Source organism: Sphingobium sp. LSP13-1-1.1 (assembly GCF_040676415.1).
Lineage (GTDB): Bacteria > Pseudomonadota > Alphaproteobacteria > Sphingomonadales > Sphingomonadaceae > Sphingobium.
This window is the reverse complement of the sequence record NZ_JBEGHU010000006.1, coordinates 82,074-105,742: the sequence shown is the minus strand read 5'-3', so window position 1 is coordinate 105,742 and position 23,669 is coordinate 82,074. Positions and strand designations below refer to the sequence as shown.

The window sequence follows — 23,669 nt, the reverse complement described above, 5'->3', positions numbered from 1 at the left end:
TGGGGATCGGCATACCGACGCTGGTGGCCAACCATATCCCCGCCGGCGTGGAAGTGACGCTGCAGTCGGAGAACGGCATGCTGGGCATCGGCCCCTTTCCCTATGAGGGGGAGGAGGATGCCGACCTCATCAATGCGGGCAAGCAGACGATCAGCGAATTGCCGCAGAGCTGCTATTTCTCCAGCGCGGACAGCTTCGCGATGATCCGCGGCGGGCATATCGACCTCACCGTTCTGGGCGCGATGGAGGTTGCGGAAAATGGCGACATCGCCAACTGGATGATCCCCGGCAAGATGATCAAGGGCATGGGCGGCGCGATGGACCTGGTCGCGGGCGTCAAGAAGATCATCGTCGTCATGGAACACACGTCCAAGGACGGCAGCCCCAAGTTCATCCCGGCCTGCACCCTGCCGCTGACCGGCAGGAATGTGGTCGACATGATCGTCACCGACCTCTGCGTCTTCCAGCGGCCCGACCATGACAGCCCCTTCCGCCTCGTCCAGCTCGCTCCAGGCGTGACAGAAGACGACGTCGCCGAAAGGACAAGCGCGCATTATCTGGCTTAGGGCTTCGATCGGATTCATTCGCATCGAAGCGCCAAGCTTTTTTGTTTACCGCGATTTCCCGATCGGCGATCCAGTCGGATCAGTTGGAAATCGCTCTGAGGAAGCACGATGAGCCTCGACGGCACTTATGACGAGGGCAATGTCTTTGCCCTGATCCTGGCAGGGAAGATCCCTTCGATCAGGCTTTACGAGGATGAGCACAGCTATGCCTTCCTCGACATCCAACCGCAGTCCAAGGGGCATAGCCTGGTCATTTCCAAATGGTCGAAGGCGCGGAACATATTGGAAGCCGAGGATGAGGCGCTGGCGCAGGTGATTGCGACGGTGAAGAAGGTCGCCAACGCCACCCGCAAGGCGCTGGATCCCGACGGCATCCATGTCGCGCAGTTCAACGGCGCGCCCGCCGGGCAGACCGTGTTCCACCTGCATTTCCATATCGTGCCGCGCTGGGAAGGGCAGCAGCGCGGCTTCGTCGCCCATGCGCAGGGCGATTTTGCCGATCCGGTGGAACTGCAGAAGCTGGCCGAAGAGATACGCGCCCAGTTCTGATGCGCCAAATGCTCGTGAAAGCGCGCTGACATGGCGCTCAGGCCGTTCAAGGTTCCGGGCTGGCGCGGATCGCGGCATGGCGGGCGTCGACATGGCGGGATTATCTCGACATCGTCACCGGCATGCGGGACGAAATGACGCTTCGCGCTTCCGCTTGACGTCCTTGTCCCGGGCCATCACAGAAGCTGTTGTATGGATTGCGTTTTCGAGTGGCTGAAGCGTCGCTCCATTCGCGCTAATATAGTCGTGACGGGGGACGGCTTTTCAACGTGAACGCGACACCATTTCTGCGCTCTCCCCCCTTTCCGGGCGTCGCGCCCGCGAGTGCGGCGATAAGCCGCGTGCGGCGGGATGGGGAAGGCGTTGCCGCCGTCCCTGACGCGCTGCTTGATGCCGTTGCGGAGGCGCGGGTCGGCGGCACCTTCTGGGGGCACAGGCCCGACGGTATCAGGCTGGTCGCACAGGCCGGCGTGGCTGTCCCGCACGCCATGCTGAGCGGGCTGACGCGGCGGGAGATCGGGATAGTGGGGAAATCGGGGGGCGGTGCCGGCCCCGATCCCGGCCACGCCCTGCCGGAACCCACCGACCTTTGGACCCTGGTCGCGGGCGCGCGCTCTGTCCATGCCGCGGCGGACGACGAACTGGCGATCATCGCCGGGCTGCTGCATGTGCCGGTCTTCGGCGCGGACGGTGCGGCCATCGAGCCGGCGACCCTGCGCGACAGCGCGCGCGCGGCGATCGCGGCGGCGACCTATCACGACTGTTTCAGCGGGGAGGATGTCGACGCCGCGCAGGCGGTCGCGCAACTGGCCGACTGGCGACGTCATCTGGACGGCAATCACGGCATTGCGGCGGCAAGCGGCATGGCGCTCTGGAAGCGGGAGGCGATCCGGCGGTTCCTGTGGGACGGTGTGGGGTCACCGCCCTTCCTGCCTGCGCGCAAGGGTTTGCGGCGGGCCGCCAGGCGGGATGGCGTGCTGGCGGTCTGGCCATCGCGCGTGACGCCGGACATGCTGGAGGAAGCGCGCCGGCAGGGCGTGGCCATTGCCCGGGTAGAGGATGGCTTCCTGCGGTCGAAGGGGCTTGGCGCGGCGCTGCATCCGCCCGGATCGGTGGTGATCGACCGGACAGGCATCTATTATGATGCGCGTTCGGCCAGCGATATGGAAAGGCTGTTGTCGACCACGGTCTTCACGCCCGCGCTGGAACGGCGGGCGGCACGGCTTCTGACGATGATCCAGGCGTCGGGCGTCACGAAATATGGCGCGGGCGGGGGGCAGATGATCGATCTGCCTCACGGTCGCCGCACGGTGCTGGCGGTCGGGCAGGTCGAGGATGATCTGTCGGTCGAATATGGCGGCGCGGGGGTGACGGGCAATCTCGACCTGTTGGAGCGGGTGCGGGCGGCCGAGCCAGATGCCTATATCGTTTATCGCCCGCATCCCGACGTGCAGGCGGGCCTGCGCAAGGGGCATCTGAGCGATGCGGCGGTGCTGGGGCACGCCGATGCCATCGATACCGGGTCGCCGCTGATGGAGCTGGTGCAGACGGTGGACGAGGTCCATGTCCTCTCCTCCCTCACCGGGTTCGAGGCGCTGATGCGCGGCCGGCCGGTGACGGTCCACGGCATGCCCTTCTATGCCGGCTGGGGGCTGACGCGTGATCTGGCGGTGCCCAATGAACGCCGCGGGCGCCGGCTCACGCTCCATCAGCTCGTGGCGGGAGCCTTGATTCTCTACCCACGCTATCTGGACCCGGTCACGCGTTTGCCATGCGGACCTGAAATCATGGTCGAGCGCTTGGCAAGCGGGGCGCCGTCCCCGACGTCATGGTTGATCCGGCTGCGTACCTTGCAGGGGAAGTTGCAGAGATTCATGACTTTGTCCGCGGATTATTTCCATCGTTGATGCCCGGCGCAGGACCTTGCTCTTCCTCCGTCGCCTTTCCCGTCAAAGGGCGATGATCTGATCGGCCAGCCGGTCGACTTCGTAGCGGTCGTGGCTGACATAGAGCATCGGCATGGCGAGATCGCGCTTCATCCGTTCGATCACGGTCAGGATTTCCTCGCGCCGTCCCGGATCGAGCGAGGAGAGTGGCTCATCCAGCAGCAGGAAACGGGGTCCGGACAACAGCGCCCGCCCGATCGCCACGCGCTGCGCCTCCCCGCCCGAGAGGGTCGCCGGCCAGCGGTCGAGCAGATGGCCGATGCCCAGAAAGTCCAGGACCGCGTCGAACGATAGCGGCGCGTCGCCATGGCGGCCGTAGAGCAGATTGGCGCGCACGCGCATATGCGGGAACAGGCGTCCGTCCTGGAAGACATAGCCGGCATGCCGCCGGGCAACGGGAATGTCGATGCCCGCGCTGCTGTCGAACAGCGTCTCGCCGTCCACCGCGATCCGGCCGTTATCGGGAGTCAGGATGCCCGCGACCATGTTGAGGATGCTGGTCTTGCCCGCGCCGGAGGGGCCGAAAAGGGCGACAAGGCCTGCGCCGGCCTGTGCCCGCAGGTGGATGGGACGGTCGCCGATGCGATGGTCGATGGCAATTTCAAAGGACATGGTTGGTCCGTCCGCCGCTCGCCCGACGCGCCAATGCCTCCGATGTCACGAGCGCGCCGAGTGACAGCAGGATCGAAATGACGGCAAGCCGGGTCACCGCCGCTTCCGCGCCCGGCAACTGCAAGGCGGAATAGATGGCGATGGGCAGGGTGCGGGTTTCGCCCGGAACGTCGGAAACGAAGGTGATGGTGGCGCCGAATTCCCCGATGGAGCGGGCGAAGCCGAGCACCAGTCCCGCCACTATGCCGGGCAGCGACAGCGGCAGCGAAATGGTGAGGAACACGCGCCACCGGCCCGCGCCCAGCGTCTGCGCTGCCTGTTCCAGCCGCCGGTCTATGCCCTCGATCGACAGCCGCATCGCGCGCACCATCAGCGGCATCGCCATGATCGCGGAGGCAAGCGCCGCGCCGGTCCAGCGGAACATGAAGCTGAGGCCGAACGCCTGTTCGAACAGCCTGCCCAAAGGACCGTTCGCGCCGAAGAGGACGAGCAGCAGCCATCCGGTGACGACCGGCGGCACGACCAGCGGCAGGTGGACGAGCGCGTCGACGAGCAGCTTGCCGGGAAAGCGCCAACGGGCAAGCAGCCAGGCGAAGGCGAAGGCGACCGGCAGCATCAGCCCGACGGCCACCAGGCTGACCCGGAGCGAGAGCGTAACGATGCCCCATTCTTCGGGAGAGAGGATCATGCCGCCCTCTTTCGGGCAGGATAGGGGAAAACACCAGCCCCCATCATCAACCCCGTCATCGGCATTGCGTCGCAGGGAGCCAGAGGGCAAAGGCGAACGGCCCTTCAGACCGGAGCATGCGCATGAAAGACCTGATCGCCTTCGACCTTGACGGAACGCTGGCGGAGAGCAAGCAGCCGCTGGGCGAGCCGATGGGCGACGCGCTGGCGCGGTTGTTGCAGGTGGCGCATGTCGCGGTGATCTCCGGCGGCGACTGGCCGCAATTCGACAAGCAGGTGGCGAGCCGACTGCCGGAGCGTGCCGACCGTTCGCGCCTGTGGCTGATGCCGACGACGGGCACCAAGCTGTACACCCATCGCGAAGGGCAGTGGGCGCCGGTCTATGCCGAACTGTTCGAGGAGGCGCAGAAGCAGGCGATCCTGGCGGCGTTCGACGCCTCGCTGGAGGCGACGGGCTTCGTGCCGGAAGAGGTGTGGGGCGAACGGATCGAGGATCGCGGCAGCCAGATCACCTTTTCCGCGCTCGGCCAGCAGGCGCCCATCCATGCCAAGGAAATATGGGATCCCGACTTCGCCAAGCGCAAGGTGATCCAGGCCGACCTGCGCCAGCGCCTGCCGGGGCTGTCCATCAACATGGGCGGCGCGACCTCCATCGACATCACGCGGGAGGGGGTGGACAAGGCCTATGGCCTCAAAAAGCTGCGCGATGCCAGCGGGATCGCGCTGGAGGCGATGATGTTCATCGGCGATGCGATCTTCCCCGGTGGCAACGACTATCCGGCCAAGGAACTGGGGCTGGACACGGTGCGTGTGCGCGATCCGCAGGAAACGCTGGCGGTGATCGACGCGATCGTCGCCTGTCAGAAATAGGGCATGAACATCCCTCTCGCGCTGGCGGGAGGGTGGGATCAACGCCGGCTGAACCCGTAGCGTGCGAGAATATCCTGTCCCGCCCGCGACAGCAGGAAGCGGCGGAAGCCTTCCGCCTCCGGGTTCCGGCTCGCGCTCAGGCGGGCGAGCGGATAGCGGATCGGCGCGTGGCTGCCCGCCGGAAAGCTGTCGACCAGCACAACCGCCTTCGATGCCCGGGCGTCGGTCGCATAGACGATGCCCAGCCGGGCTTCGCCCCGTTCCACCAGGGTCAGCGCGGATCGCACATTGTCGCCCAGCGCCAGCCGGTTCGCGACGTCGGGCCAGACGCCCAGCGCGGTCAGCGCGGCCCTGCCATATTTGCCCGCGGGCACGCTGTCGGGATTGGCCATGGCCAGCCGCGAGCCGCCCAGCGCCCTGGCGATCGGCATGCCGCGCGTGATCCGAAGCCGCAGCGGCGCGCGCGCCGGGGCGATCAGCACCAGGCGGTTGCCCGCCATGTCGGCCCTGCTGCCGCGCTGGACGAAGCCGGCCTTCTCCACATCGTCCATCCACTCTTCATCGGCCGAGACGAACAGGTCGGCCGGGGCGCCGCTCCTGATCTGCCGCGCCAGGGCGGAGGAGGCGGCAAAGGACAGGACCGGCCGGGCATGGCGCTGGGCTACCCAGGCATTGGCGGCGGCGGTCATCGCCTCCTGCAGGCTGGCGGCGGCCAGCACCAGCGGGCCACGCTGCTGCGCCATGGCTGGCACCCATGATATATAGAAGAATATAGAGATACAGGCGAGAGCGCGGAGAATCAGTTTCGGCATGGCCGCGCTTCTGCCAGATCCGCGCCCATTTGTCTCGTTCTGCCATTGGTCAGGCGGAGGCGCATGAGGATGTCACGACGCCGGCGTGGACGGCAAGGCGTGATCAGCCCGGCTGGCCGGCGATGGAGCGCAGATGTTCCAGCAGGGTGTCGCCATTCGCGGCCCAGGTGAAACGCAGTGCGGCCTGGCGCACCGCCTCCCGTTCGGGCGGCTCGACCAGAATTTCGCTTATGGCGGCAGCCAGCGCTTCGGGTTCGCGGGCGACGATCCGCCCGGCCTCCGGACGGTCGAGCAGTTCGCGCGCGCCGCCGACATCGCTGATCACGATGGGGGTGCCGCAAGCCAGCGCCTCGACCCAGGCATTGGCGAGGCCTTCGGACGAGGAGGGAAGCGCCATGACGTCGGCCGCGGCATAGATGCGCGGCAGACGGTCGTGCGGAACCGACCCCAGAAAGCCGATGCGCCGGTCGACGCCCAGCTCCTCCGCCTGCTTTTCCAGCGCCCGGCGATATTGCCCCTGTCCGGCGAACAGCAGCGTGACGCCCGGCAGTTGCGGCAGTGCGCGGACGAGCAACTCCTGCCCCTTGCGGGGAATGAGCGCGCCGACGCACAGCACCACCGGCCCTTCGAAACCCAGGCTTTCCTTGGCAGCGGCGCGATCGCTTATTTCGAAGCGATCAAGGTCGACGCCGGTATAATGAACCCGGATCTTGTCGGCATCGATGCCCATGTGCGCCATCGATCGGCGCATCGCACCCGACACGGCAAGCAGTCCGGCGGCATCGTCGGCGGCGCGCTTCACCATCTTGCGGGTGCCTCTGCGCGTGCCCCAATAATGGATGTCGGCGCCGCGGGCCTTCACCGAATAGGGAATGCCGAGCGCGCGGGACAGGCGCTGCGCCACCGGGCCGTCGGGGAAGAAGAAGCTGGCGTCGATGACGTCGAAGGGCTGCTGCGCATGGAGGTGCCTGACCAGCGGCAATATGGCGCGCGTCATGCTGTGGACGTTGAAACGGCCGCCGAATTTGGGAACGATCGGGAAGACCGGGCGGTGGACGGTCAGGTCCTGCCATCTCTCCTTGGCCGGCAGGGCGCGCAGGGCGGCGTAGCGCTTCGCCATCGACAGCGGCCATGGCGGAATGCCGAGCGGCGCGACTACGGTGACGCTGACGCCGTCCCGGCTCGCCAGTTCGCGTGCCTGCCGTTCCACAAAGACCCCGAAATTCGGGCGGCTCATGTCCGGGAACAGGGTCGACAGCATCAGGACGTTCAGGGCCATCGCATCCAACTATCTCTTTTTCCCGCATTGTCCGAATCGTCAGGCAAGGCGGCCTGACGTGAAAATGCATGGGCGGATCTGTTTTCGGCAGACATGATCAGGACAGGGTTAAGGATGAAACCGCCTTTGTCTACAGTCGTCTGACCAGTTGGACCGCCACGGCGCCCCAAGGTGGGTCACTTATCACCTGCTGGCGCGTGCCGCTGCCCAGCGGGAGGATGTGCAGCCGGTCATCCTCCCGCCCGATCAGCCGCCCGAACAGGAAGCGTCCGGCGTGGCGCGGCAGCAGCAGGTCGCGGTTCAGCACGCTGGAAAATTCCTCCGGCGTGATGCGGCGGCACCAGATTTCATCACCGCTACGGTAATCCCCGATGCTGCCCGACACCTGCACGCCCAGCATCGCATCGGCCGGGGCGGGCGGGGGAAGCGAGAGCGGGCGGGTGGGCGCGCGGGCGCCCTCCGGACCCAGCAGTGCGGCGACAGGAACTACATTCTGGCCGGGCAGGGCGACCAGTTCGGAAGAGGCGACGCCCAGCGCCTGGGCGATGCGGTTCAGCCAGTTGACCGATACGGTTCGGGTGCCGGTTTCCAGGCGGCCGATGGTCTGGGCCGTGGTGGGCGGGATGCACAGGGCGCCGACTTGTTCCAGCGTCAGCCCCTTGGCCTTGCGTACCTCCCGGATACGGGTGATCATGATATGTCCTGCTTTACCTATTTGGTTTTAATGCTTTCCTACAAACAGGCTGGCATGGCAAGCCCCCGCTTCCGATTCCTGCAGGGAGAAGCGCCATGGCCACGCAATGCATCGAACAGACCATAGAGGATCCCTTCGGCCGCGCGCAGAAGGTCGCGGTCAACCTGCACGAATCGCCGCTCGCCTGGCTGCATGCGCGCGGGCATTTGAGCGAGCGGCATTATCTCGCCGGGGACAGGCTGCGGGTCGATTGGGAAAAGGCGGGACTGGGGCCGCGCGTCACGATGCGCTGGGACGCTGCGCCGGGGCGGCAGCGCGGCGGCGCAGCGGCGGCCGAGCCGGGCCTGGCGCAATTGTCCGCCCGGGAGCGATTCGACGGTGCGATTCGCGCTGCGGGTCCGGGCCTGGCCGACGTGCTGTGGCGGGTCGTCTGCGCGGGCGAGGGATTGAGTGCGGCGGAAAGGGCGCTGGGCTGGCCGACGCGCGCCGGCAAGCTGGTGCTGACGCTGGCGCTGGATCGCGTGGCGGCATGGTACCGCATCAGCTGAAGCGATTTCCGACCGATCTGGTTCAATCAGATCGAAATCTGCCCTTGGAGAAACAGGAAAGGGGCGCTGACCGGGTTCCGGCAGCGCCCCTTTTCCGCGATGGTCGCGGGTGTCGCCAGCCTGCTTACTGGGCGCGCGGCGCCGCCGCCGCAGCATTGGCGGGCAAGCCGCCGAGCTGCGTCACCAGCTTGGTATAGGCGTCCAGATAGGCGAGCACGATCACCTGGCCGATCTCCGTATTCTGGTAGCCGCCGCCGCCGGCCGCGGCGAAACCGCCCCACCAGCCCGCGCCGCCGCCGCCGCCGAAGCTCAGGTCCGACTTGCGGGCATAGCCCTCGGTCAGCGCCTCTTCCTCGGTCGTGCGGGCGTTGACGATCGACAGCGTCACATTGGCCTCGCTCTTCTTGATCGAGATGCCGCCAGCGAGCGCGCCGAAGGTACGGCCGCCCAGCATTCCACCCAGCATTCCACCCAGCGCGTTGCCGCCTGAATTCTTGTTGGAGGAGACGATGTCGGGCTGAAGATAATAGTCAGCCGCCTTCACCTGTCCCTTGCCCAGGTTCGACCCGGCCTGAAGCTCGCCGGAGTCGGCCATGGCGCGCTCCATATTGCGGCTGGCCATGGCGCGGCCGCGATTGACGATGCCGAAGCAGCCCGACTGCTGGATGAACACCTTGAGGATCGCCTCCGGGCTGCCCAGGTTCAGTTCCCGCCACCACTGGTTGTCCGGCTCGACGATCGCCACCGTGCCGAGGCGCCGGGTGCAATGAGGAATTTCGGCGGTTTTCTTCGCCTGCTGCTGGCGGGCGGACGAACCCTTGTCGGCGGCCATCGCCGGAGAAGCCGCGACAGCCAGGCCGGCTGCGGCAGCGATGAACTTCGCGAACACACGCATTGTCATGCACCCCTGAAAGTTGCTGAACTGGTTTTGATTTGTAGCGCCCCGATATTGGACCCATCCTCTAGCACAACCGCGCAGACGCGCAAGCAATGCAAACGGTTATCGCCGCCATAGCCTTAACGGGCGGGCTCACGGCGAGAGCCTGCTGACAGGCCCGCAAATGACTGCTATCGGCGCGGGCCATGACCGACCTTTCGCACATCCGCAACTTTTCGATCATCGCCCATATCGACCATGGCAAGTCGACCCTGGCCGACCGCCTGATCCAGCGCACCGGGGGCCTGACCGACCGCGAGATGAGCGCGCAGGTGCTCGACAACATGGATATCGAGAAGGAGCGCGGCATCACCATCAAGGCGCAGACCGTGCGCCTCGACTATGTCGCGAAAAACGGTGAGACCTACGAACTGAACCTGATGGACACGCCGGGCCATGTCGACTTCGCCTATGAGGTGAGCCGATCGCTTGCCGCGTGCGAGGGCGCGCTGCTGGTGGTGGACGCCGCGCAAGGGGTGGAGGCGCAGACGCTCGCCAATGTCTACCAGTCGATCGAGCATGATCATGAGATCGTGCCCGTCATCAACAAGATCGACCTGCCCGCCGCCGAGCCGGAGAAGGTGAAGGCGGAGATCGAGGAAGTGATCGGCCTCGACGCATCGGAGGCGGTGCTGGCGAGCGCCAAGGCCGGGATCGGCATTGACGACATATTGGAAGCGGTGGTCGCCAAGATCCCCGCGCCCAAGGGTGATCGCGAAGCGCCGCTGGAGGCGATGCTGGTCGACAGCTGGTACGACCCCTATCTGGGCGTCGTCATCCTGGTGCGCGTCGTCAACGGCGTGATCAAGAAGGGCCAGAACATCAAGTTCATGATCGGCGGCACCGAGCATCTGATCGACCGTGTCGGCTGCTTCCGGCCGAAGATCGAGCAACTGAGCGAGCTGGGGCCGGGCGAGATCGGCTTCATCACCGCGCAGATCAAGGATATCAGCCAGACCCGCGTCGGCGACACCATCACCACGGTCAAGAATCCGGCGAAGGAGCCGCTGCCCGGCTTCAAGGAAGTGCAGCCGGTGGTTTTCTGCGGCCTGTTCCCGGTGGACGCCAATGATTTCGAGAAGCTGCGCGAATCGATCTCCAAGCTGCGGCTGAACGATGCCAGCTTCTCCTTCGAGATGGAGACGTCGGCGGCCCTGGGTTTCGGCTTCCGCTGCGGCTTCCTGGGGCTGCTGCACCTGGAGATCATCCAGGAGCGGTTGAGCCGTGAATATGACCTGGACCTCATCACCACCGCCCCGTCGGTCGTGTACGAAATCCACATGAACGACGGGACGATCCGGCACCTGCACAATCCGGCGGACATGCCCGACGCCAACCATATCGACTATATCGAGGAGCCGTGGATCGAGGCGGTGATCTATTGCCCCGACGAATATCTGGGTTCGATCCTGAAGCTGTGCCAGGATCGGCGCGGCATCCAGAAGAACCTGACCTATGTCGGCGGGCGCGCTCAGGTGACCTATGAACTGCCGCTCAACGAGGTGGTGTTCGATTTCTACGACCGGCTGAAGTCGATTTCGCGCGGCTATGCCAGCTTCGACTATCACCAGATCGGGGCGCGGGAAGGCGACCTGGTCAAGATGAGCATCCTCGTCAACAATGAGCCGGTCGACGCGCTCAGCATGATCGTCCACCGTGGCACCGCCGAATCGCGCGGGCGCGGCATGTGCGAACGGTTGAAGGACCTGATCCCCCGGCACCTGTTCAAGATTCCGATCCAGGCGGCGATCGGCGGCAAGGTGATCGCGCGCGAGACGATCGCGGCGATGCGCAAGGATGTGACCGCGAAATGCTATGGCGGCGACATCACGCGCAAGAAGAAGCTGCTGGAGAAGCAGAAGGAAGGCAAGAAGCGGATGCGGGAATATGGCTCGGTCCAGATTCCCCAGGAAGCGTTCATCGCCGCGCTGCGCATGGGGGATGACAGCTAGGCTGTTCCTTCCGCCGCCAGACGGTTGCAGTTGCAGTGTCCCGCGCCCTTGACGGCGGCGGGGCGTCCATGGTCAATGCAGGCGGCAAGCTATAGGAAACCGGCATGAGCGAGACATGGCTGTATGACGAGCATCCCGCGATGTTCCGCGCCCATCCCTTCCTGTTCATCCTGCTGCTGATTTCCGTTGTCGGCATCCTTGCCATCGGTGTGTGGTGGGTGTTGCACAAGGGGGAGCGTCTGGCGCTTTCCGACAGGGAAGTGCTGCTGGAACGGGGTCTGCTCGCCAAGCAGCGGACGGAGATCGCGCTTTCCAGCATCCGCAGCGTGCGCATCACCCAGACGCTGGGCCAGCGGATCTTCAACGTCGGCAATGTCGAGCTGTTCAGCGCCGGCGACATGGCGGAAATCGCCATCAAATCCATGCCGCGGCCCGACCGCATCCGGGCGATCGCCGCATCGCGCAACCTCGACCTGCTGCCCCAGCGGTAGGAGATCGGTGAGCAGCCTCTTGACTTGTCCGCATTTATTCCAACGATAGCGCAATAGCGAGAAGGGGCGCGTTGGAGCGCCCACGGCCAGCAGGAAGGACGCCGGAGGAACGCCGGTCCGCAGTGGCGCGGGCAGGCGATAGCAAGGGGTCGTCGTGCATGGGCTTGCGTGTGATGCCGTCGCTGCCAGAACTGACCGCGCAGCAGCAGGACGAGATACGTCAGGCTTGCGGTTTCGCCTGCGTCCGGTGCGGCGTGACCATCTACCGCTATCTTCGCCTGCCCGAAGGTCATGGGGTGACGCTGCTCTGCCCGACCTGTCACGGGCTGGTCGAGGAAGGTCGCCTGACGCCGATGCAGGTGCAGGGGTTCCACGCCAATCCGGTGGTGCGGCAGCGTCATTTCGCGCGGGACCGCCTGCCCTTTTCACCGGATCTGCCATCGCTGATCATGGGCGGATCGCAACTTTTGAGGGATACGCCGATTCCGCTGACGCTGGAGGGAGAGCCGATCCTGATCTTCGCTCCGCCCCGCCGGAGCAATGGCGCGACGCGGATCAGCGTGCGCATGGGCGGCGCGGATGGCGAGCCGGTTCAGGTGGTGAACGGCAATGAATGGATACCGACCGACGGTAGCTGGCATTTCCTGCTGCGCGGCGACCGTTACAGCATGATGGCGGCGCGTGGCGAGGGGCTGGCGGTGTTGCGCATCGTCGCGCGCAACCGGATCGCCGTCGAGCATCTGCGCACCACCATTCGCGGTCGCCGGCTGGAGGTGACGCCGGACTGGCTGGAGATTGACGGCAAGCGCTATGTCGGCCGGATCGGAAGCGGAACGTTGATAGGGCTGGAATGTTGATCAGGCGCGCGCTGCATTCTCGCAGCATGTGATCGACCCTGAGATGCGTACGCCAGCGAGGAGAGGAGCGCCGGCTCCCGATCTCAACCCTTCTTCTTCTGCTTGCTCCGGTTGAGGGCGACTGCGGCGTGGATCAGCGCCTTGAACGCGTCCGCATCGATCGGCTCATCCTCCCTCAGATCGATGGCGCGGCGCACATTGCCGTCGAGGCTGGCGTTGAACAGGCCCGCCGGGTCCGCCAGCGCCGCGCCCTTCGCGAAGGTCAGCTTGACCACCGCCTTGTAGCTTTCGCCGGTGCAGAGGATGCCGTCATGCGACCAGACAGGAACGCCGCGCCATTTCCATTCCTCGACCACCTCGGGATCGGCTTCCCTGATCAGCGCGCGAACATGGGCGAGCGTTTCGCCGCGCCAGTCGCCGAGTTCCGCAATGCGTTGGTCGATCAATGCGGAGGGAATGGGGGTGTCGTTCATCGAGCGGTCCTTTCGCCGGCTGCGCAAGGCGATTTCATCAGCCGGAAGAACGCTTTAGAGCGATTTCCAGGCGATCGGAACCGATCGCTGGTTAAGAAATCGCGGAAAGAAGGAATCCGGAGCGGCGATCTGATTCAATCAGATCGAAACCCGCTTTGGACCGATCGCGGCGAACGAAAATGGCGTAGCGATGGTGCCGGGAGGGGCCTGCCTCCCGGCCCCACCGCTACGCTGCCCTTTGGGGACCACCCGTGGGGACGGCCGGCCGCGATCGGGAGGATTGCGACCGGCACCACATCGAATACGGTTGTGCGTAAAGTTTTATTCCATCGCGATCTTCAGCCGCATCGCGCGGTCGTGATCACCATCTTGCCGTCATAGCTGACCGTCAGCCGGTCGGGGCGGAAATCCATGGTCATCGCCATGCCCGGCGCGCTCCAGCGCAGCGTGCGTGCGCCGGAAGCCCTGAGCATGTCCGCGCCGATCGCCGCACTCGCGGTCTGGCCGATGAAGCGGTCCAGCCCCTCGTTGCGGCATGACCCTTCGGCGGTGGGTGGAGGCGTGGCGGGGCCCTGGCCGCTCGCGCCCGCACAGGCGGCAAGCAGGGAAAGAAGGGGCAGCACGGCGGTCCGCATCGTCCTGAACTCCTATTGCGTGCGCGTCATCTTGAGACGGCCATTCTTGACCGCGAAGGCCAGGCGCCCCTCGACCAGGTCGACCGCGTCGCGGCCGAACTGTTCATAGCGCCAGCCTTCCAGTATGGCGAGGTCGTCCCGCACGCCCGCCGCCAGTGCGTCGATGTCGTCGCTGCGGGCGATGAGGCGCGCGGCGACATTGATGTCGCGCGAACGGATTTTCAGCAGCAGCTTCAGAAGGTCCGCCACCAGCGCGCCGTCCTTGCCCAGGCCCGGCCTTTTGGGGTCGCGCTCGGGCATTTCGTCCTTGCCCAGCGGCTTGTGTTCGGCAAGGGCGAGCATCAGGCGGTTGCCGATATCGTTGGTCTTCCAGGTGGCGGACAGGCCGCGCACCTTGCCCAGATCCTCCTGCGTGCGGGGTGGGTGGCTGGCGATGTCGGCCAGCGTCTCGTCCTTGACGATGCGGCCGCGCGGCAGGTTCTTGTCCTGCGCCTCCAACTCGCGCCAGGCGGCAAGCGCCTTGAGCCGGCCCAGCACATCGGCCTTGCGGCTGGCGATGCGCACGCGTTGCCAGGCCTCGTCCGGCTTGTTCTCATAATTGGAGGGGTCGCTGATCCGCTCCATCTCCTGGTCCAGCCAGTCGCCGCGGCCGGTGCGGCGCAGCTCCTCCAGCATCTTGGGGAATATCTGGATCAGGTAAGTGACGTCGCCGATCGCATAATCGATCTGCCGCTTGTCGAGCGGGCGGCGCGCCCAGTCGGTGAAGCGCGCGCCCTTGTCGAGCTGCACGCCGAGCCAGGCGTCGACCAGATTGCCATAGCCGATCTGCTCGCCCAGCCCCAGCGCCATCGCCGCGATCTGCGTGTCGAACATGGGATGGGGCGTCTTGCCGGTCAGGTTGTAGATGATCTCCAGATCCTGCCCGCCCGCATGGAAGACCTTCAGCACATCCTCATTGTCGACCATCAGGTCGAGCAGGGGCGAAAGGTCGAGGCCGGGCGCCTTGGGATCGATGGCCGCCGCCTCATGTTCGTCCGCAACCTGCACCAGGCAGAGATCGGGCCAATAGCTGTTTTCGCGCATGAATTCGGTATCGACCGCAATATAGGGCGATTTGGCGATCCGGGCGCAGAATTGAGCGAGAGTCTTGCTGTCGGTAATCAGCGGATGGATTTGCATATGGTCTTCGATCTTATTATGGGCTGGCCCGTCGCGCACGGGCTCGTCAATGCTTGACAGCACTGCCCATAGCGGCGCCGCAACAATTTGTCATTTCCGTAAAACGAAGCTGAAAGACCAAAAACGCCATGCATGCCTATCGCACCCACACCTGCGGCGCCCTTACGACGGCGGAGGTCGGCAATGAGGTGCGGGTGTCCGGCTGGGTGCATCGCAAGCGGGACCATGGCGACCTGGTCTTCATCGACCTGCGCGACCATTATGGCATGGTGCAGATCGTCACCGAGGTCGACGGTCCGGTGTTCAGGGTGATCGAATCGCTGCGGGCCGAAAGCGTCGTGACGGTGACGGGCAAGGTCGTCGCCCGCGCGCAGGAAGCGGTGAACCCGAACCTGCCCACCGGCGAGATCGAAATCCGCGCGCTGGACGCCGTGCTGCTGTCCGCTGCCGCCGACCTGCCGCTTCCCGTGGCGGGCGAGCAGGAATATCCTGAGGATATCCGCCTGCGCTACCGCTTCCTCGACCTGCGGCGCGAGACGCTGCACGCGAACATCGTCAAGCGCACGCAGATCATCCGCGACATGCGCCGCCGCATGGAGGATGCGGGCTTCACCGAATATTCGACGCCGATCCTGACCGCTTCCTCGCCAGAAGGCGCGCGCGACTTCCTGGTGCCGAGCCGCATCCATGCGGGCAAATTCTACGCGCTGCCGCAGGCGCCGCAGCAGTACAAGCAGCTGTTGATGGTCGCCGGCTTCGACCGTTATTTCCAGATCGCGCCCTGCTTCCGCGACGAAGACCCGCGCGCCGACCGCCTGCCGGGCGAATTCTACCAGCTTGACCTGGAAATGAGCTTCGTCACGCAGGAAGACGTGTGGAACACGATGGAGCCGGTGATCGCCCAGGTGTTCGAGGCGTTCGCCGACGGCAAGCCGGTGACGCCCGCGGGCAGCTTCCCGCGCATTCCCCATGCCGAGGCGATGATGAAATATGGGTCGGACAAGCCTGACCTGCGCAACCCGATCATCATCCAGGACGTGACGGAGCATTTCCACGGCAGCGGCTTCGGCATTTTCGCTTCGCTGGTGGAGAGCGGCAGCGTGATTCGCGCCATTCCCGCGCCGGGTGCGGGCGCGGGCAGCCGCAAATTCTTCGACGACATGAACAATTGGGCGCGCAGCGAAGGCTTTTCGGGGCTGGGCTATATCAACATCAAGGACGGCGTGCCCGGCGGCCCGATCGCCAAGAATCATGGTGAGGAACGGACGGCAAAGCTGATCGAGGCGCTGGGCCTTGGCCCCAATGACGGCGTGTTCTTCGCCGCGGGCAAGGAAAGCCAGGCGGCCAAGCTGGCGGGCCTTGCGCGCATCCGCGTGGGCGAGCAGCTCGACCTGATCGACAAGGATCGTTTCGAGCTGTGCTGGATCGTCGACTTCCCCTTCTACGAATATGACGAGGATACGAAGTCGATCGACTTCGCGCACAACCCCTTCTCCATGCCGCAGGGCGGGCTGGATGCGCTGGAGAACCAGGACCCCCTGAGCCTCAAGGCCTATCAATATGACATGGTCTGCAACGGTTATGAGATCGCTTCGGGTTCGATCCGCAACCAGTCGCCGGAACTGATGGTCAAGGCGTTCGAGAAGGTCGGCCTGTCGCAACAGGATGTGGAGGAGCGCTTCGGCGGCCTCTATCGCGCCTTCCAATATGGCGCCCCGCCCCATGGCGGCATGGCGGCCGGCGTGGATCGCGTCGTCATGCTGCTGTGCGGGGCGCAGAATCTGCGCGAGATCACGCTGTTCCCGATGAACCAGCGCGCGGAAGACCTGCTGATGGGTGCACCCAGCGCGGCAGAGTTCAAGCAGCTGCGCGAACTCAATATCCGGGTCGTGGAGCCGCAGGCCAAGGCCTGATTGCCCCGATTTGAGGAAGCTGTGCTCCTGCCCTCGCGGGAGCATGTCGTGCGTGGGGCTTGTCTCTTCTCCTTCCCTTCTATGTAAGGGAGGAGAGGGGACCAGATCATGCTCGACGAACAGATGCTGCCGGACAAGCCGCCGGCCCTGGCGCGCAGCCTGGGCGTGGCGGGCGTGCTGTTCCTGACCCTGTCCGCGACCACCCCGGCATCCTCCGTCTTCGTCATCATTCCCGGCATGTTGCAGGCGGCCGGGACGGGCGCGATCTGGGCGATGATCCTGGCCAGCCTGATCTGCGTCGCCACCGCCTTCATCTATGCCGAGCTCTCCTCCGCCTGGCCGGTGGCGGGCGGGGAATATGTCGCGGTGGCGCAGACGCTGGGCCCCATGGCCGGTTTTGTCATGCTGGGCGTCAATGTCTTCAACAATGTGCTCTTCCCGCCCGTCGCGGCGCTGGGCATCGCCTCGGTCATGGCGACGGTGGTGCCGGGACTCCCCGCCGTGCCGGTCGCCGTCGCGGTGATGATCGGGTCGACGCTGGTGGCGATCCTCAACATCCGCGTGAATGCGGTCATCACCGGGCTGTTCCTGCTGGTCGAGCTGGCGGCGGTGGCGGTGGTGATGGTGCTGGGCTTTGCCGATCATGCGCGGCCGGCGCTGCAATTCCTGACCCATCCAATGGTGGCGACGGGGCAGGGTTTTGCCCCGGCCAGCGCGGCCTCCGTCGGGGTGGCGACGACGATCGCGATCTTCGCGCTCAACGGCTATGGCATGGCGGTCTATTTCGGCGAGGAGATGCACGAGGCGCCGAAAAGGATCGCCCGGACCATCCTCGCCGCCCTGGCGCTCGCGCTGCTGTTCGAAGGGGTGCCGTTGCTGGCGCTGCTGCTGGCGCGGATCGACCTTGCCACCCTGCTGACCGTCGATGATCCCTTTGGCCTGCTGGTGCGGCACCGGGGAAGCGCTGGCCTTTCGGCGCTGGTGTCGGTTGGCATCGTGCTCGCCATCGTCAACGCCATCATCGCCTGCATCCTGGCCTGCGCGCGCTTCTTCTATTCGACGGGGCGGGACCGCGCCTGGATTCCGCGCATCGACGACTGGCTGGTGGCGATCCATCCGCGTTTTGATTCGCCCTGGATCGGCACGCTGATCGTCGGCGGGATGGGGACGCTTGCCTGCTTCCTGCCGATGTCGATGCTGCTGGTGCTGAACGGTACGGGGCTGGTGGCGATCTATGGCGGCATCGCGCTGGCCGCCATGGCCGGGCGGCGCGGCGGGGCGAGCGCCCATGCGCCCTATCGCATGCCGCTTTATCCGCTTGCACCGGCCGTTACCCTGCTCGCGCTGGCCTATGTCGTCTGGACGAGCTGGCTGGACGTCGGGGAGGGGCGGCCAGGACTGATTGCAACCGCCGCGCAGATTGCGGGTTCGGTCCTTTGGTATAAGCTCGTGCTTTGCCGCCGTGGCCAATGGAAGGTGCAGACATGACCATCGACCTTGCCGATTATGAGAAGGGCGCGATGTTCAAGGGCGATTATGAGGCGAAGCTGGCCGAATTGCAGCAGCGGCTCGCCAAGATCCAGGTCGCGCACATCATCCACGACCGGCGCAGCGTCATCCTGCTGGAAGGGTGGGACGCGGCGGGCAAGGGCGGCATCATCAAGCGCATGACCGCCGACTGGGATCCGCGCTATTACAAGGTGCACCCCATTTCCGCCCCGACCGAGGAGGAGCGGGACAGGCATTTCCTCTGGCGCTTCTGGACGCGGCTGCCGGCGGGGCGCAACATCGCGATCTTCGACCGGAGCTGGTATGGCCGGGTGCTGGTCGAGCGGGTCGAGGGCTTTTGCTCCAAGGGCGAGTGGAAGCGCGCCTATGAGGAGATCAATGCCTTCGAAAAGCAGCAGGTCGATGCCGGGACCAATATCGTCAAGCTGTTCGTCCACATCACCCAGGAAACGCAGGACGAGCAGCTCGCCCAGCGGCTCGACACCCCCTGGAAGCGGTGGAAGACCGGCGCGGACGATTATCGCAACCGCGCCCGGCGGGCCGATTATCTCGACGCCATGCACGACATGTTCCGCAAGACCGACACCAAGGCAGCGCCCTGGCAGGTGATCGACAATAATCACCGCCGGGCGGGACGGATCGCGGCGCTTTCCCATGTCGCCAAGCGATTGGAAAAGCTGGTGCCGATGAATTTTCCCGAAGCCGATCCGGAAGTGGTGAAGCTGGCCGCCAAGGCCTATGGCTATAAGGTTCCATAGAAAAATCTCTTTTAATCAGTGACTTGTAACAAAACTGTCATCAAATGCTAACGGCTCATTTACCATTGGGGGCTTAATCGGTGCCCATGTACGCGCCGTCCTTGCTCGACCGTTCCCTGGCCCATTCGGCTGGTCCGACCCTGGTGACGCCCAGCCCCGCGATTCGGCTGGGGCGGCCGCTGTGCGAGGCGGTCGACCATTTCCAGCATGACCCGGCGCTCCGCCTGTTGCCGGTGCTCGATGCCGCCGACCGGCCCGTGGGGGCGATCTATGAACGGGACATGCGGCGCATCCTGTTCAATCCCTTCGGCCATGCCCTGTTACGCAATCCCAGTTTTGGCGGGCGGCTGGACGATCATGTCCGGCACTGCGCCACGGTCGAGCGGTGCGCCAGCATAGAGGTGCTGATCGATCTCTATGCGGCGCAGGGGCAGGGTTGCGAGGGGCTGATCGTGGTCGATGGCGATCGTTATGCCGGAATTGCGGGAGGGCAGCTTCTGCTCAAGCTGGCGGCGGAGCGCGATGCTCGGGTGGCGCTGGCGCGGGTGGAGCGGCTGGAACGGGTGACGCGCGAGAGCGCGGTGTTCCGGGGTGATATCCGGGCCCTGATCGGCGACATGGTGGCGATAGCGGACATGCTGTCGCGCCTGTCCGAGGATGCGGCAGGGCGGTCCGCGCATAATGGGCGTGCCTCGGCCGGCATGGCCGTGGCGGCGGCGCAGACGGCGGACAATCTGGCCGGCATCGCCGCATCCGGGCGGGAGCTGGGGCTGCTGTTCCAGGCGATGGAGGATGAAGTGCGAGAGGCGGGCGCCGCCATTCGCGCCGCCGTCGACCAGACGCAATCCGGCGCGGCGCAGACACGGACGCTGAGCGCGCAGGCCGACGGCATTGGGGAAGTGACCGCGCTGATCGATGCGATTGCGCGGGCGACGACGACGCTGGCGCTCAATGCGGGGATAGAGGCGGCGCGGGCCGGCGATGCGGGTCGAGGCTTTGCGGTGGTCGCGCGGGAGGTGAAGACGCTGGCGGGACAGACCCGCGACGCGGCGGCGGAGATTGCACGGCGGATCGACCATATCCGTACCACCGTCGGCCAGGTGGCGGAGGGGCATGCGCATATGGATGCAGCGATCGCGACCGCGGACCGGCTTTCCGCCTCCGTGTTCGAGGCGGTGGCGCGGCATGGCGCGTTCAGCCGGGCCATTGCGGACAGCGTGGCGGAGGCGGGCGAGGCGAGCGGGCATGTTCGCGCCAGCGCCAGCCAGATCAGCGTCAATGCGGGATCGGCGGTGGAGGATGCCCAGGCCATGCGCGACGCGGCGACGCGCCTGTCGGAAGAGGCGCATCGGCTGGATGATCGTGCCAGCGCGTTCATCCAGGCAATTCAGGCGGCATGAAGGGAAAAGGGCTGGCGTCGGGAGGAATTCGGGCTAGGCTCTTCTTCCAGAAAGAAGGAGAGGATGCATGCTCGTCATGTTCGTGGGCGCCGACCGGACCGAAACCGCCGTCAATGCCGCGCAGGTCACCTTCGTGTCATCGGTGACCGACGGCACCCGCATCCGCTTTGGAGAGGGACGCAGCGTCACCGTCACCGAACCGATCGGGGAAGTGATGGAACGGCTCAACCATTCGCTGAGGCCGCATGATTAGAGTGGGAAGGCCGGCGCGCCGCGCGCCTGTTTCCGCAAAGGGCGATCACGCCGGATAGCTGATCGCCATCACCTCATATTCCCTCTCGCCCGCGGGCAGCATCACGCGGCGCAGGTCGCCCACGGCGGCGCCTCGCAACGCGCGGGCTATCGGCGTGCTCCAGCCGATGCGGCCCGCAGCGGCATCCGTCTCGTCATTGCCGACCAGCGTCACGGTGCGGTGCCGGTCATCCTCGTCCGCGATGGTGACGGTCGCGCCGAAATAGACCTTGCCCTTGTCCGGTTGCTGGCGCGGGTCGACGACCCTGGCGTCCTTCATCTTGCGGGAAAGGCGCTTCAACTGGCCATCGATCTCCCGCATCCGCTTGCGGCCGTAGAGATAGTCGCCATTTTCGCTGCGATCGCCATTGCCTGCAGCCCAGCTCACCACCTCCACGATCCGGGGGCGCTCGACGCCGAGCAGATGGTCATATTCGGCGCGCAGCTTCGCGAAGCCTTCGGGGGTGATGTAATTGGGGTGAGGGGTGCTCATGACGAACCCTGCCTAGCTTTCCGAACCGCCCTTGTCGAAGCCCCGTGGGTTCCCCAGAGGGTTCAGCCCGGCGTCTGCTTGCCCAGATATCTGGACAGCGGCGTCGTGGTGCCCCGGAAACGGGCGCGCTGCGGGTTCATCGCCTCATAGACGACGGCGTTTTCCAGCACGCGCTGGACATAGTTGCGCGTCTCGAACAGCGGGATCTGCTCGATCCAGCGCAGCATGTCGGCGCCGGGCAGGCGCGGGTCGCCATTGGCCGCGATCCAGCGATTCACATTGCCCGGCCCGGCATTATAGGCCGCCACCGCCAAGGGATAGCTGCCGCCATAATAGTTAAGCATCCGCTGGAAATAGGCGGAGCCGAGCATGATGTTGTAGCTGGGGTCGTTGAGCGAGCTGGCATCATAGCTCATCCCCAGCTTTCCCGCCTGTTCGCGGGCGGTGCCGGGCATGAGCTGCATCAGCCCGCGGGCGCCCGCATGGCTGACGATCTGACGGTCGAACTGGCTTTCCTGGCGGGCGATGGCATGGACCATGGTCCAGTTAAATTGCGCCTCGGACGGGACAGGTACGCGTGGGAAGGCGCTTTCGCCATAGCCGGTGAGGCCGCTCGACACGGCGCGGCGGCCGACCATCACGCCCATGTCCGGCCGACCGATGCTCTGCGCGAGTTCCACCGCCAGATAATGATCTGCATCGCTGTCGGCATTATTGGCGATGGCGCGGGCGAATTTGCTCTGGTCTTCCCAATAGCCCATCTGGCCCAGCGCCTTCACCGCGCGGACGACCGAGCGGTTGGCGAAGGCCGCGCGTTCCGCGGCGGAGATCTCGACCGGGCGTTCGACGGTGGCGGGGGCCGGGATCGGCCGGCCCAGCCGTTCGAGCGCGAGCTGCCCGTAAAACTGGTCGGGAAAGGAGCCGGCGCGGGCGAAATAGCTGTTGGCGGTTGCCGTGTCCCCGGCCTGGAGCGCGGCGCGGCCCGCCCAGTAGAAGCCCTTGGATTGCGTCTGCGGCGACTTGGCGGCGGTGGCGTAGCGGCGGAACATCTCCATCGCGTCCAGCGGCCTGCCCAGATTGTAGAAGGCCGTCGATCCCGCAAGCCAGGCCAGGCTGGTATAGTCGTCGCGCTCGCCTATGGGCCGGGTGTTGACGTCGGTGCCGGGCAGATAGGCGTCGTCCAGCTTGCTGGCGATGCCATAGGCGAAGCTCCACTGGCTGTCATTGGCGGCGGCGCGCGCCTGCGTCAGCAGCGCTTCATACCATTTTTCCGGATCGCCCGGACGGAAGGCCAAGGCCGGGCGGTTGGCGAGATACTGGCGACCGGCGACCCAGTTGCCCGTGTTGAGCAGCCATGTCGCCTTGTCAGCGACGAAGCCGGCGTCGGTCGCGCCCACGGCCTCCGCCAACTGCATCTTCATAGCCGCGTCGGGCGCCTTCTGGCGGAAGGCGATCCGCGCCTCATAGACCGGGCGGCGCGCCGGCGAGACATAGGCGAGCCTGCGCTGCGCGCCGATGATGTCGCCCTTCCACAGCAGCGCGTCGGCGCGCAGGTCATGCTCGACCGCGGTCCAGCCCGAACCGAAGAGGGAAAGCAGTCGCGCCTCGTCATCGGGCGAGAGCGTGCCGCCGATCCATGCGTTGCGGGCGGCGACCCGCGCCTCGCCCATGCGACCCTGCTGCATCAGCGCCAGCGCGTAGCGGGCATTGCCGGTCGCGGTGCGCGGCGGGAAGCGGGTGAAGAAGGCGATGACCTGCGCGGGATCGTAGCTGTTGGGATTGATGCCGGTTTCCGCCAGCCGCCGCATCCGGTCCTCGCCCGGCCAGCCCGGATTGGCCATGATGAAGCTCATATAGGTGGAGGAGCCCAGGCCGTCGCTCTGCTGGAGCGCGCGCCACTGGCTGATCGTGCCGGAGATCGAAGGATCGCTCGCCACGCCGATTCGGCTCTGCGCGCGCTGCCAGGGGCTGGGTTCGCTGGAGCTGGGGACCGCCTGAACCACGGCGCCGGGCGGATAGGCCGCATCCGGCGCAGGGGCAGTGGTTTCGGTCTGGGCGCTGGCGCCGGCTGTGAAAAGCAAAAGGGCAATCAGAGGCATACGAACCGTGAGGGCTTCCGAAGCAGTTTCAAGGCAGAAGAGCGACACCCTACTGGACATTATCGCAATTGCATCCTTATCAGGCCCTGAATGACGCGCTATAGCGCGCCCTTCGCGTG

At 65.7% G+C, this 23,669-nt stretch carries 24 protein-coding genes; 13 read left to right on the top strand and 11 right to left on the bottom strand.

Annotation, left to right across the window (positions count from 1 at the left end; all coding sequences use genetic code 11):
- From MRBLSP13_RS05900 to MRBLSP13_RS05890, 3 genes are all read left to right on the top strand, one after another.
- The coding region (locus MRBLSP13_RS05900; protein ID WP_363753345.1) for a 3-oxoacid CoA-transferase subunit B at positions 1 to 566 on the top strand (566 nt) is incomplete at its 5' end.
- A gap of 108 nt (positions 567 to 674) precedes the next feature.
- A complete protein-coding gene (locus MRBLSP13_RS05895; RefSeq protein ID WP_363753342.1) occupies positions 675 to 1,115 on the top strand; it encodes an HIT family protein in 441 nt (146 codons plus the stop codon).
- A gap of 269 nt (positions 1,116 to 1,384) precedes the next feature.
- Positions 1,385 to 3,022 carry a beta-3-deoxy-D-manno-oct-2-ulosonic acid transferase gene (locus MRBLSP13_RS05890; RefSeq protein WP_363753339.1) on the top strand — a complete coding sequence of 546 codons (1,638 nt, stop codon included), beginning with the start codon at positions 1,385 to 1,387 and terminating at the stop codon, positions 3,020 to 3,022.
- A gap of 42 nt (positions 3,023 to 3,064) precedes the next feature.
- Here MRBLSP13_RS05890 and MRBLSP13_RS05885 read toward each other — a convergent pair whose 3' ends face one another.
- Complete coding sequence (locus tag MRBLSP13_RS05885; RefSeq protein ID WP_363753336.1) at positions 3,065 to 3,673, bottom strand: ATP-binding cassette domain-containing protein; 609 nt, start codon at positions 3,671 to 3,673, stop codon at positions 3,065 to 3,067.
- Positions 3,663 to 4,361 carry a molybdate ABC transporter permease subunit gene (gene modB / locus MRBLSP13_RS05880; protein WP_363753333.1) on the bottom strand — a complete coding sequence of 233 codons (699 nt, stop codon included), beginning with the start codon at positions 4,359 to 4,361 and terminating at the stop codon, positions 3,663 to 3,665. Before modB ends, MRBLSP13_RS05885 begins: the two co-directional genes overlap by 11 nt.
- Positions 4,362 to 4,483: 122 nt before the next feature.
- On the opposite strand from modB, the gene MRBLSP13_RS05875 reads away from it, so the two are divergent.
- Positions 4,484 to 5,230, top strand: a complete 747-nt coding sequence (locus MRBLSP13_RS05875) for an HAD-IIB family hydrolase (RefSeq protein WP_363753330.1) — start codon at positions 4,484 to 4,486, stop codon at positions 5,228 to 5,230.
- A gap of 38 nt (positions 5,231 to 5,268) precedes the next feature.
- Here the strand turns inward: MRBLSP13_RS05875 and modA are convergent, their stop codons facing one another.
- The 3 genes from modA to MRBLSP13_RS05860 form a co-directional block, all read right to left on the bottom strand.
- Entirely contained in the window at positions 5,269 to 6,042 is a 774-nt protein-coding gene (gene modA, locus MRBLSP13_RS05870) for a molybdate ABC transporter substrate-binding protein (RefSeq protein WP_363753327.1), read from the bottom strand.
- A 103-nt stretch (positions 6,043 to 6,145) separates the two neighbouring features.
- Complete coding sequence (locus MRBLSP13_RS05865; protein ID WP_363753324.1) at positions 6,146 to 7,321, bottom strand: glycosyltransferase; 1,176 nt, start codon at positions 7,319 to 7,321, stop codon at positions 6,146 to 6,148.
- Positions 7,322 to 7,451: 130 nt separating this feature from the next.
- The gene (locus MRBLSP13_RS05860; protein WP_133653944.1) at positions 7,452 to 8,015 is read right to left on the bottom strand and encodes a helix-turn-helix domain-containing protein; all 564 of its coding nucleotides are present in this window, start codon (positions 8,013 to 8,015) and stop codon (positions 7,452 to 7,454) included.
- A 95-nt stretch (positions 8,016 to 8,110) separates the two neighbouring features.
- Between MRBLSP13_RS05860 and MRBLSP13_RS05855 the strand changes: the two genes are divergently transcribed.
- Positions 8,111 to 8,563, top strand: coding sequence for a DUF6456 domain-containing protein (locus MRBLSP13_RS05855; RefSeq protein ID WP_363753321.1), 453 nt, complete (start codon positions 8,111 to 8,113; stop codon positions 8,561 to 8,563).
- Between the two features lie 124 nt (positions 8,564 to 8,687).
- Here MRBLSP13_RS05855 and MRBLSP13_RS05850 read toward each other — a convergent pair whose 3' ends face one another.
- Positions 8,688 to 9,458: a CsgG/HfaB family protein gene (locus MRBLSP13_RS05850; RefSeq protein WP_133653964.1), complete on the bottom strand. Its 771-nt coding sequence runs from the start codon at positions 9,456 to 9,458 to the stop codon at positions 8,688 to 8,690.
- Positions 9,459 to 9,646: 188 nt separating this feature from the next.
- Here MRBLSP13_RS05850 and lepA point away from each other — a divergent pair, with 188 nt between their 5' ends.
- The 3 genes from lepA to MRBLSP13_RS05835 all read left to right on the top strand — a co-directional run bounded on the left by lepA (position 9,647) and on the right by MRBLSP13_RS05835 (position 12,800).
- Entirely contained in the window at positions 9,647 to 11,452 is a 1,806-nt protein-coding gene (lepA, locus tag MRBLSP13_RS05845; RefSeq protein WP_363738065.1) for a translation elongation factor 4, read from the top strand.
- Positions 11,453 to 11,556: 104 nt separating this feature from the next.
- Entirely contained in the window at positions 11,557 to 11,943 is a 387-nt protein-coding gene (locus tag MRBLSP13_RS05840; RefSeq protein ID WP_044660367.1) for a PH domain-containing protein, read from the top strand.
- 173 nt (positions 11,944 to 12,116) lie between these two features.
- Complete coding sequence (locus tag MRBLSP13_RS05835; RefSeq protein WP_363738237.1) at positions 12,117 to 12,800, top strand: hypothetical protein; 684 nt, start codon at positions 12,117 to 12,119, stop codon at positions 12,798 to 12,800.
- Positions 12,801 to 12,883: 83 nt separating this feature from the next.
- Here MRBLSP13_RS05835 and MRBLSP13_RS05830 read toward each other — a convergent pair whose 3' ends face one another.
- From MRBLSP13_RS05830 to rnd, 3 genes are all read right to left on the bottom strand, one after another.
- Complete coding sequence (locus MRBLSP13_RS05830) at positions 12,884 to 13,273, bottom strand: DUF1801 domain-containing protein (protein WP_363753319.1); 390 nt, start codon at positions 13,271 to 13,273, stop codon at positions 12,884 to 12,886.
- Between the two features lie 338 nt (positions 13,274 to 13,611).
- Complete coding sequence (locus MRBLSP13_RS05825) at positions 13,612 to 13,908, bottom strand: I78 family peptidase inhibitor (RefSeq protein ID WP_363753316.1); 297 nt, start codon at positions 13,906 to 13,908, stop codon at positions 13,612 to 13,614.
- A 12-nt stretch (positions 13,909 to 13,920) separates the two neighbouring features.
- The gene (rnd, locus tag MRBLSP13_RS05820) at positions 13,921 to 15,087 is read right to left on the bottom strand and encodes a ribonuclease D (RefSeq protein WP_133653938.1); all 1,167 of its coding nucleotides are present in this window, start codon (positions 15,085 to 15,087) and stop codon (positions 13,921 to 13,923) included.
- Between the two features lie 128 nt (positions 15,088 to 15,215).
- On the opposite strand from rnd, the gene aspS reads away from it, so the two are divergent.
- From aspS to MRBLSP13_RS05795, 5 genes are all read left to right on the top strand, one after another.
- Positions 15,216 to 17,000, top strand: a complete 1,785-nt coding sequence (aspS, locus tag MRBLSP13_RS05815; protein WP_363753313.1) for an aspartate--tRNA ligase — start codon at positions 15,216 to 15,218, stop codon at positions 16,998 to 17,000.
- Positions 17,001 to 17,108: 108 nt separating this feature from the next.
- A complete protein-coding gene (locus MRBLSP13_RS05810; RefSeq protein WP_363753310.1) occupies positions 17,109 to 18,488 on the top strand; it encodes an APC family permease in 1,380 nt (459 codons plus the stop codon).
- On the top strand, positions 18,485 to 19,267 hold the full coding sequence (locus MRBLSP13_RS05805) for a polyphosphate kinase 2 family protein (protein ID WP_363753307.1): 783 nt from the start codon (positions 18,485 to 18,487) through the stop codon (positions 19,265 to 19,267). Before MRBLSP13_RS05810 ends, MRBLSP13_RS05805 begins: the two co-directional genes overlap by 4 nt.
- Positions 19,268 to 19,353: 86 nt before the next feature.
- Positions 19,354 to 20,667: a methyl-accepting chemotaxis protein gene (locus MRBLSP13_RS05800; protein WP_363753351.1), complete on the top strand. Its 1,314-nt coding sequence runs from the start codon at positions 19,354 to 19,356 to the stop codon at positions 20,665 to 20,667.
- 67 nt (positions 20,668 to 20,734) lie between these two features.
- Positions 20,735 to 20,920: a hypothetical protein gene (locus MRBLSP13_RS05795; RefSeq protein ID WP_133653934.1), complete on the top strand. Its 186-nt coding sequence runs from the start codon at positions 20,735 to 20,737 to the stop codon at positions 20,918 to 20,920.
- Between the two features lie 45 nt (positions 20,921 to 20,965).
- On the opposite strand, the gene greB is transcribed toward MRBLSP13_RS05795, so the two are convergent.
- Together greB and MRBLSP13_RS05785 are read right to left on the bottom strand one after the other, a co-directional pair.
- On the bottom strand, positions 20,966 to 21,451 hold the full coding sequence (gene greB / locus MRBLSP13_RS05790; protein ID WP_363738077.1) for a transcription elongation factor GreB: 486 nt from the start codon (positions 21,449 to 21,451) through the stop codon (positions 20,966 to 20,968).
- Between the two features lie 62 nt (positions 21,452 to 21,513).
- On the bottom strand, positions 21,514 to 23,550 hold the full coding sequence (locus MRBLSP13_RS05785; RefSeq protein WP_363753304.1) for a lytic transglycosylase domain-containing protein: 2,037 nt from the start codon (positions 23,548 to 23,550) through the stop codon (positions 21,514 to 21,516).
- Between the last annotated feature and the right edge of the window lie 119 nt (positions 23,551 to 23,669).

Excerpts from the sequence above, each read along its gene's own strand:
- MRBLSP13_RS05875 (WP_363753330.1), top strand. The coding sequence starts at position 4,484 with ATGAAAGACCTGATCGCCTTCGACCTTGACGGAACGCTGGCGGAGAGC.
- modB (WP_363753333.1), bottom strand. The coding sequence starts at position 4,361 with ATGATCCTCTCTCCCGAAGAATGGGGCATCGTTACGCTCTCGCTCCGG.
- MRBLSP13_RS05850 (WP_133653964.1), bottom strand. The coding sequence starts at position 9,458 with ATGCGTGTGTTCGCGAAGTTCATCGCTGCCGCAGCCGGCCTGGCTGTC.
- MRBLSP13_RS05865 (WP_363753324.1), bottom strand. The coding sequence starts at position 7,321 with ATGGCCCTGAACGTCCTGATGCTGTCGACCCTGTTCCCGGACATGAGC.
- rnd (WP_133653938.1), bottom strand. The coding sequence starts at position 15,087 with ATGCAAATCCATCCGCTGATTACCGACAGCAAGACTCTCGCTCAATTC.
- MRBLSP13_RS05885 (WP_363753336.1), bottom strand. The coding sequence starts at position 3,673 with ATGTCCTTTGAAATTGCCATCGACCATCGCATCGGCGACCGTCCCATC.
- MRBLSP13_RS05895 (WP_363753342.1), top strand. The coding sequence starts at position 675 with ATGAGCCTCGACGGCACTTATGACGAGGGCAATGTCTTTGCCCTGATC.
- MRBLSP13_RS05810 (WP_363753310.1), top strand. The coding sequence starts at position 17,109 with ATGCTCGACGAACAGATGCTGCCGGACAAGCCGCCGGCCCTGGCGCGC.
- greB (WP_363738077.1), bottom strand. The coding sequence starts at position 21,451 with ATGAGCACCCCTCACCCCAATTACATCACCCCCGAAGGCTTCGCGAAG.
- MRBLSP13_RS05835 (WP_363738237.1), top strand. The coding sequence starts at position 12,117 with ATGCCGTCGCTGCCAGAACTGACCGCGCAGCAGCAGGACGAGATACGT.
- MRBLSP13_RS05825 (WP_363753316.1), bottom strand. The coding sequence starts at position 13,908 with ATGCGGACCGCCGTGCTGCCCCTTCTTTCCCTGCTTGCCGCCTGTGCG.
- MRBLSP13_RS05830 (WP_363753319.1), bottom strand. The coding sequence starts at position 13,273 with ATGAACGACACCCCCATTCCCTCCGCATTGATCGACCAACGCATTGCG.
- MRBLSP13_RS05795 (WP_133653934.1), top strand. The coding sequence starts at position 20,735 with ATGCTCGTCATGTTCGTGGGCGCCGACCGGACCGAAACCGCCGTCAAT.
- lepA (WP_363738065.1), top strand. The coding sequence starts at position 9,647 with ATGACCGACCTTTCGCACATCCGCAACTTTTCGATCATCGCCCATATC.
- MRBLSP13_RS05855 (WP_363753321.1), top strand. The coding sequence starts at position 8,111 with ATGGCCACGCAATGCATCGAACAGACCATAGAGGATCCCTTCGGCCGC.
- MRBLSP13_RS05860 (WP_133653944.1), bottom strand. The coding sequence starts at position 8,015 with ATGATCACCCGTATCCGGGAGGTACGCAAGGCCAAGGGGCTGACGCTG.
- MRBLSP13_RS05785 (WP_363753304.1), bottom strand. The coding sequence starts at position 23,550 with ATGCCTCTGATTGCCCTTTTGCTTTTCACAGCCGGCGCCAGCGCCCAG.
- MRBLSP13_RS05800 (WP_363753351.1), top strand. The coding sequence starts at position 19,354 with ATGTACGCGCCGTCCTTGCTCGACCGTTCCCTGGCCCATTCGGCTGGT.
- modA (WP_363753327.1), bottom strand. The coding sequence starts at position 6,042 with ATGCCGAAACTGATTCTCCGCGCTCTCGCCTGTATCTCTATATTCTTC.
- MRBLSP13_RS05840 (WP_044660367.1), top strand. The coding sequence starts at position 11,557 with ATGAGCGAGACATGGCTGTATGACGAGCATCCCGCGATGTTCCGCGCC.
- aspS (WP_363753313.1), top strand. The coding sequence starts at position 15,216 with ATGCATGCCTATCGCACCCACACCTGCGGCGCCCTTACGACGGCGGAG.
- MRBLSP13_RS05805 (WP_363753307.1), top strand. The coding sequence starts at position 18,485 with ATGACCATCGACCTTGCCGATTATGAGAAGGGCGCGATGTTCAAGGGC.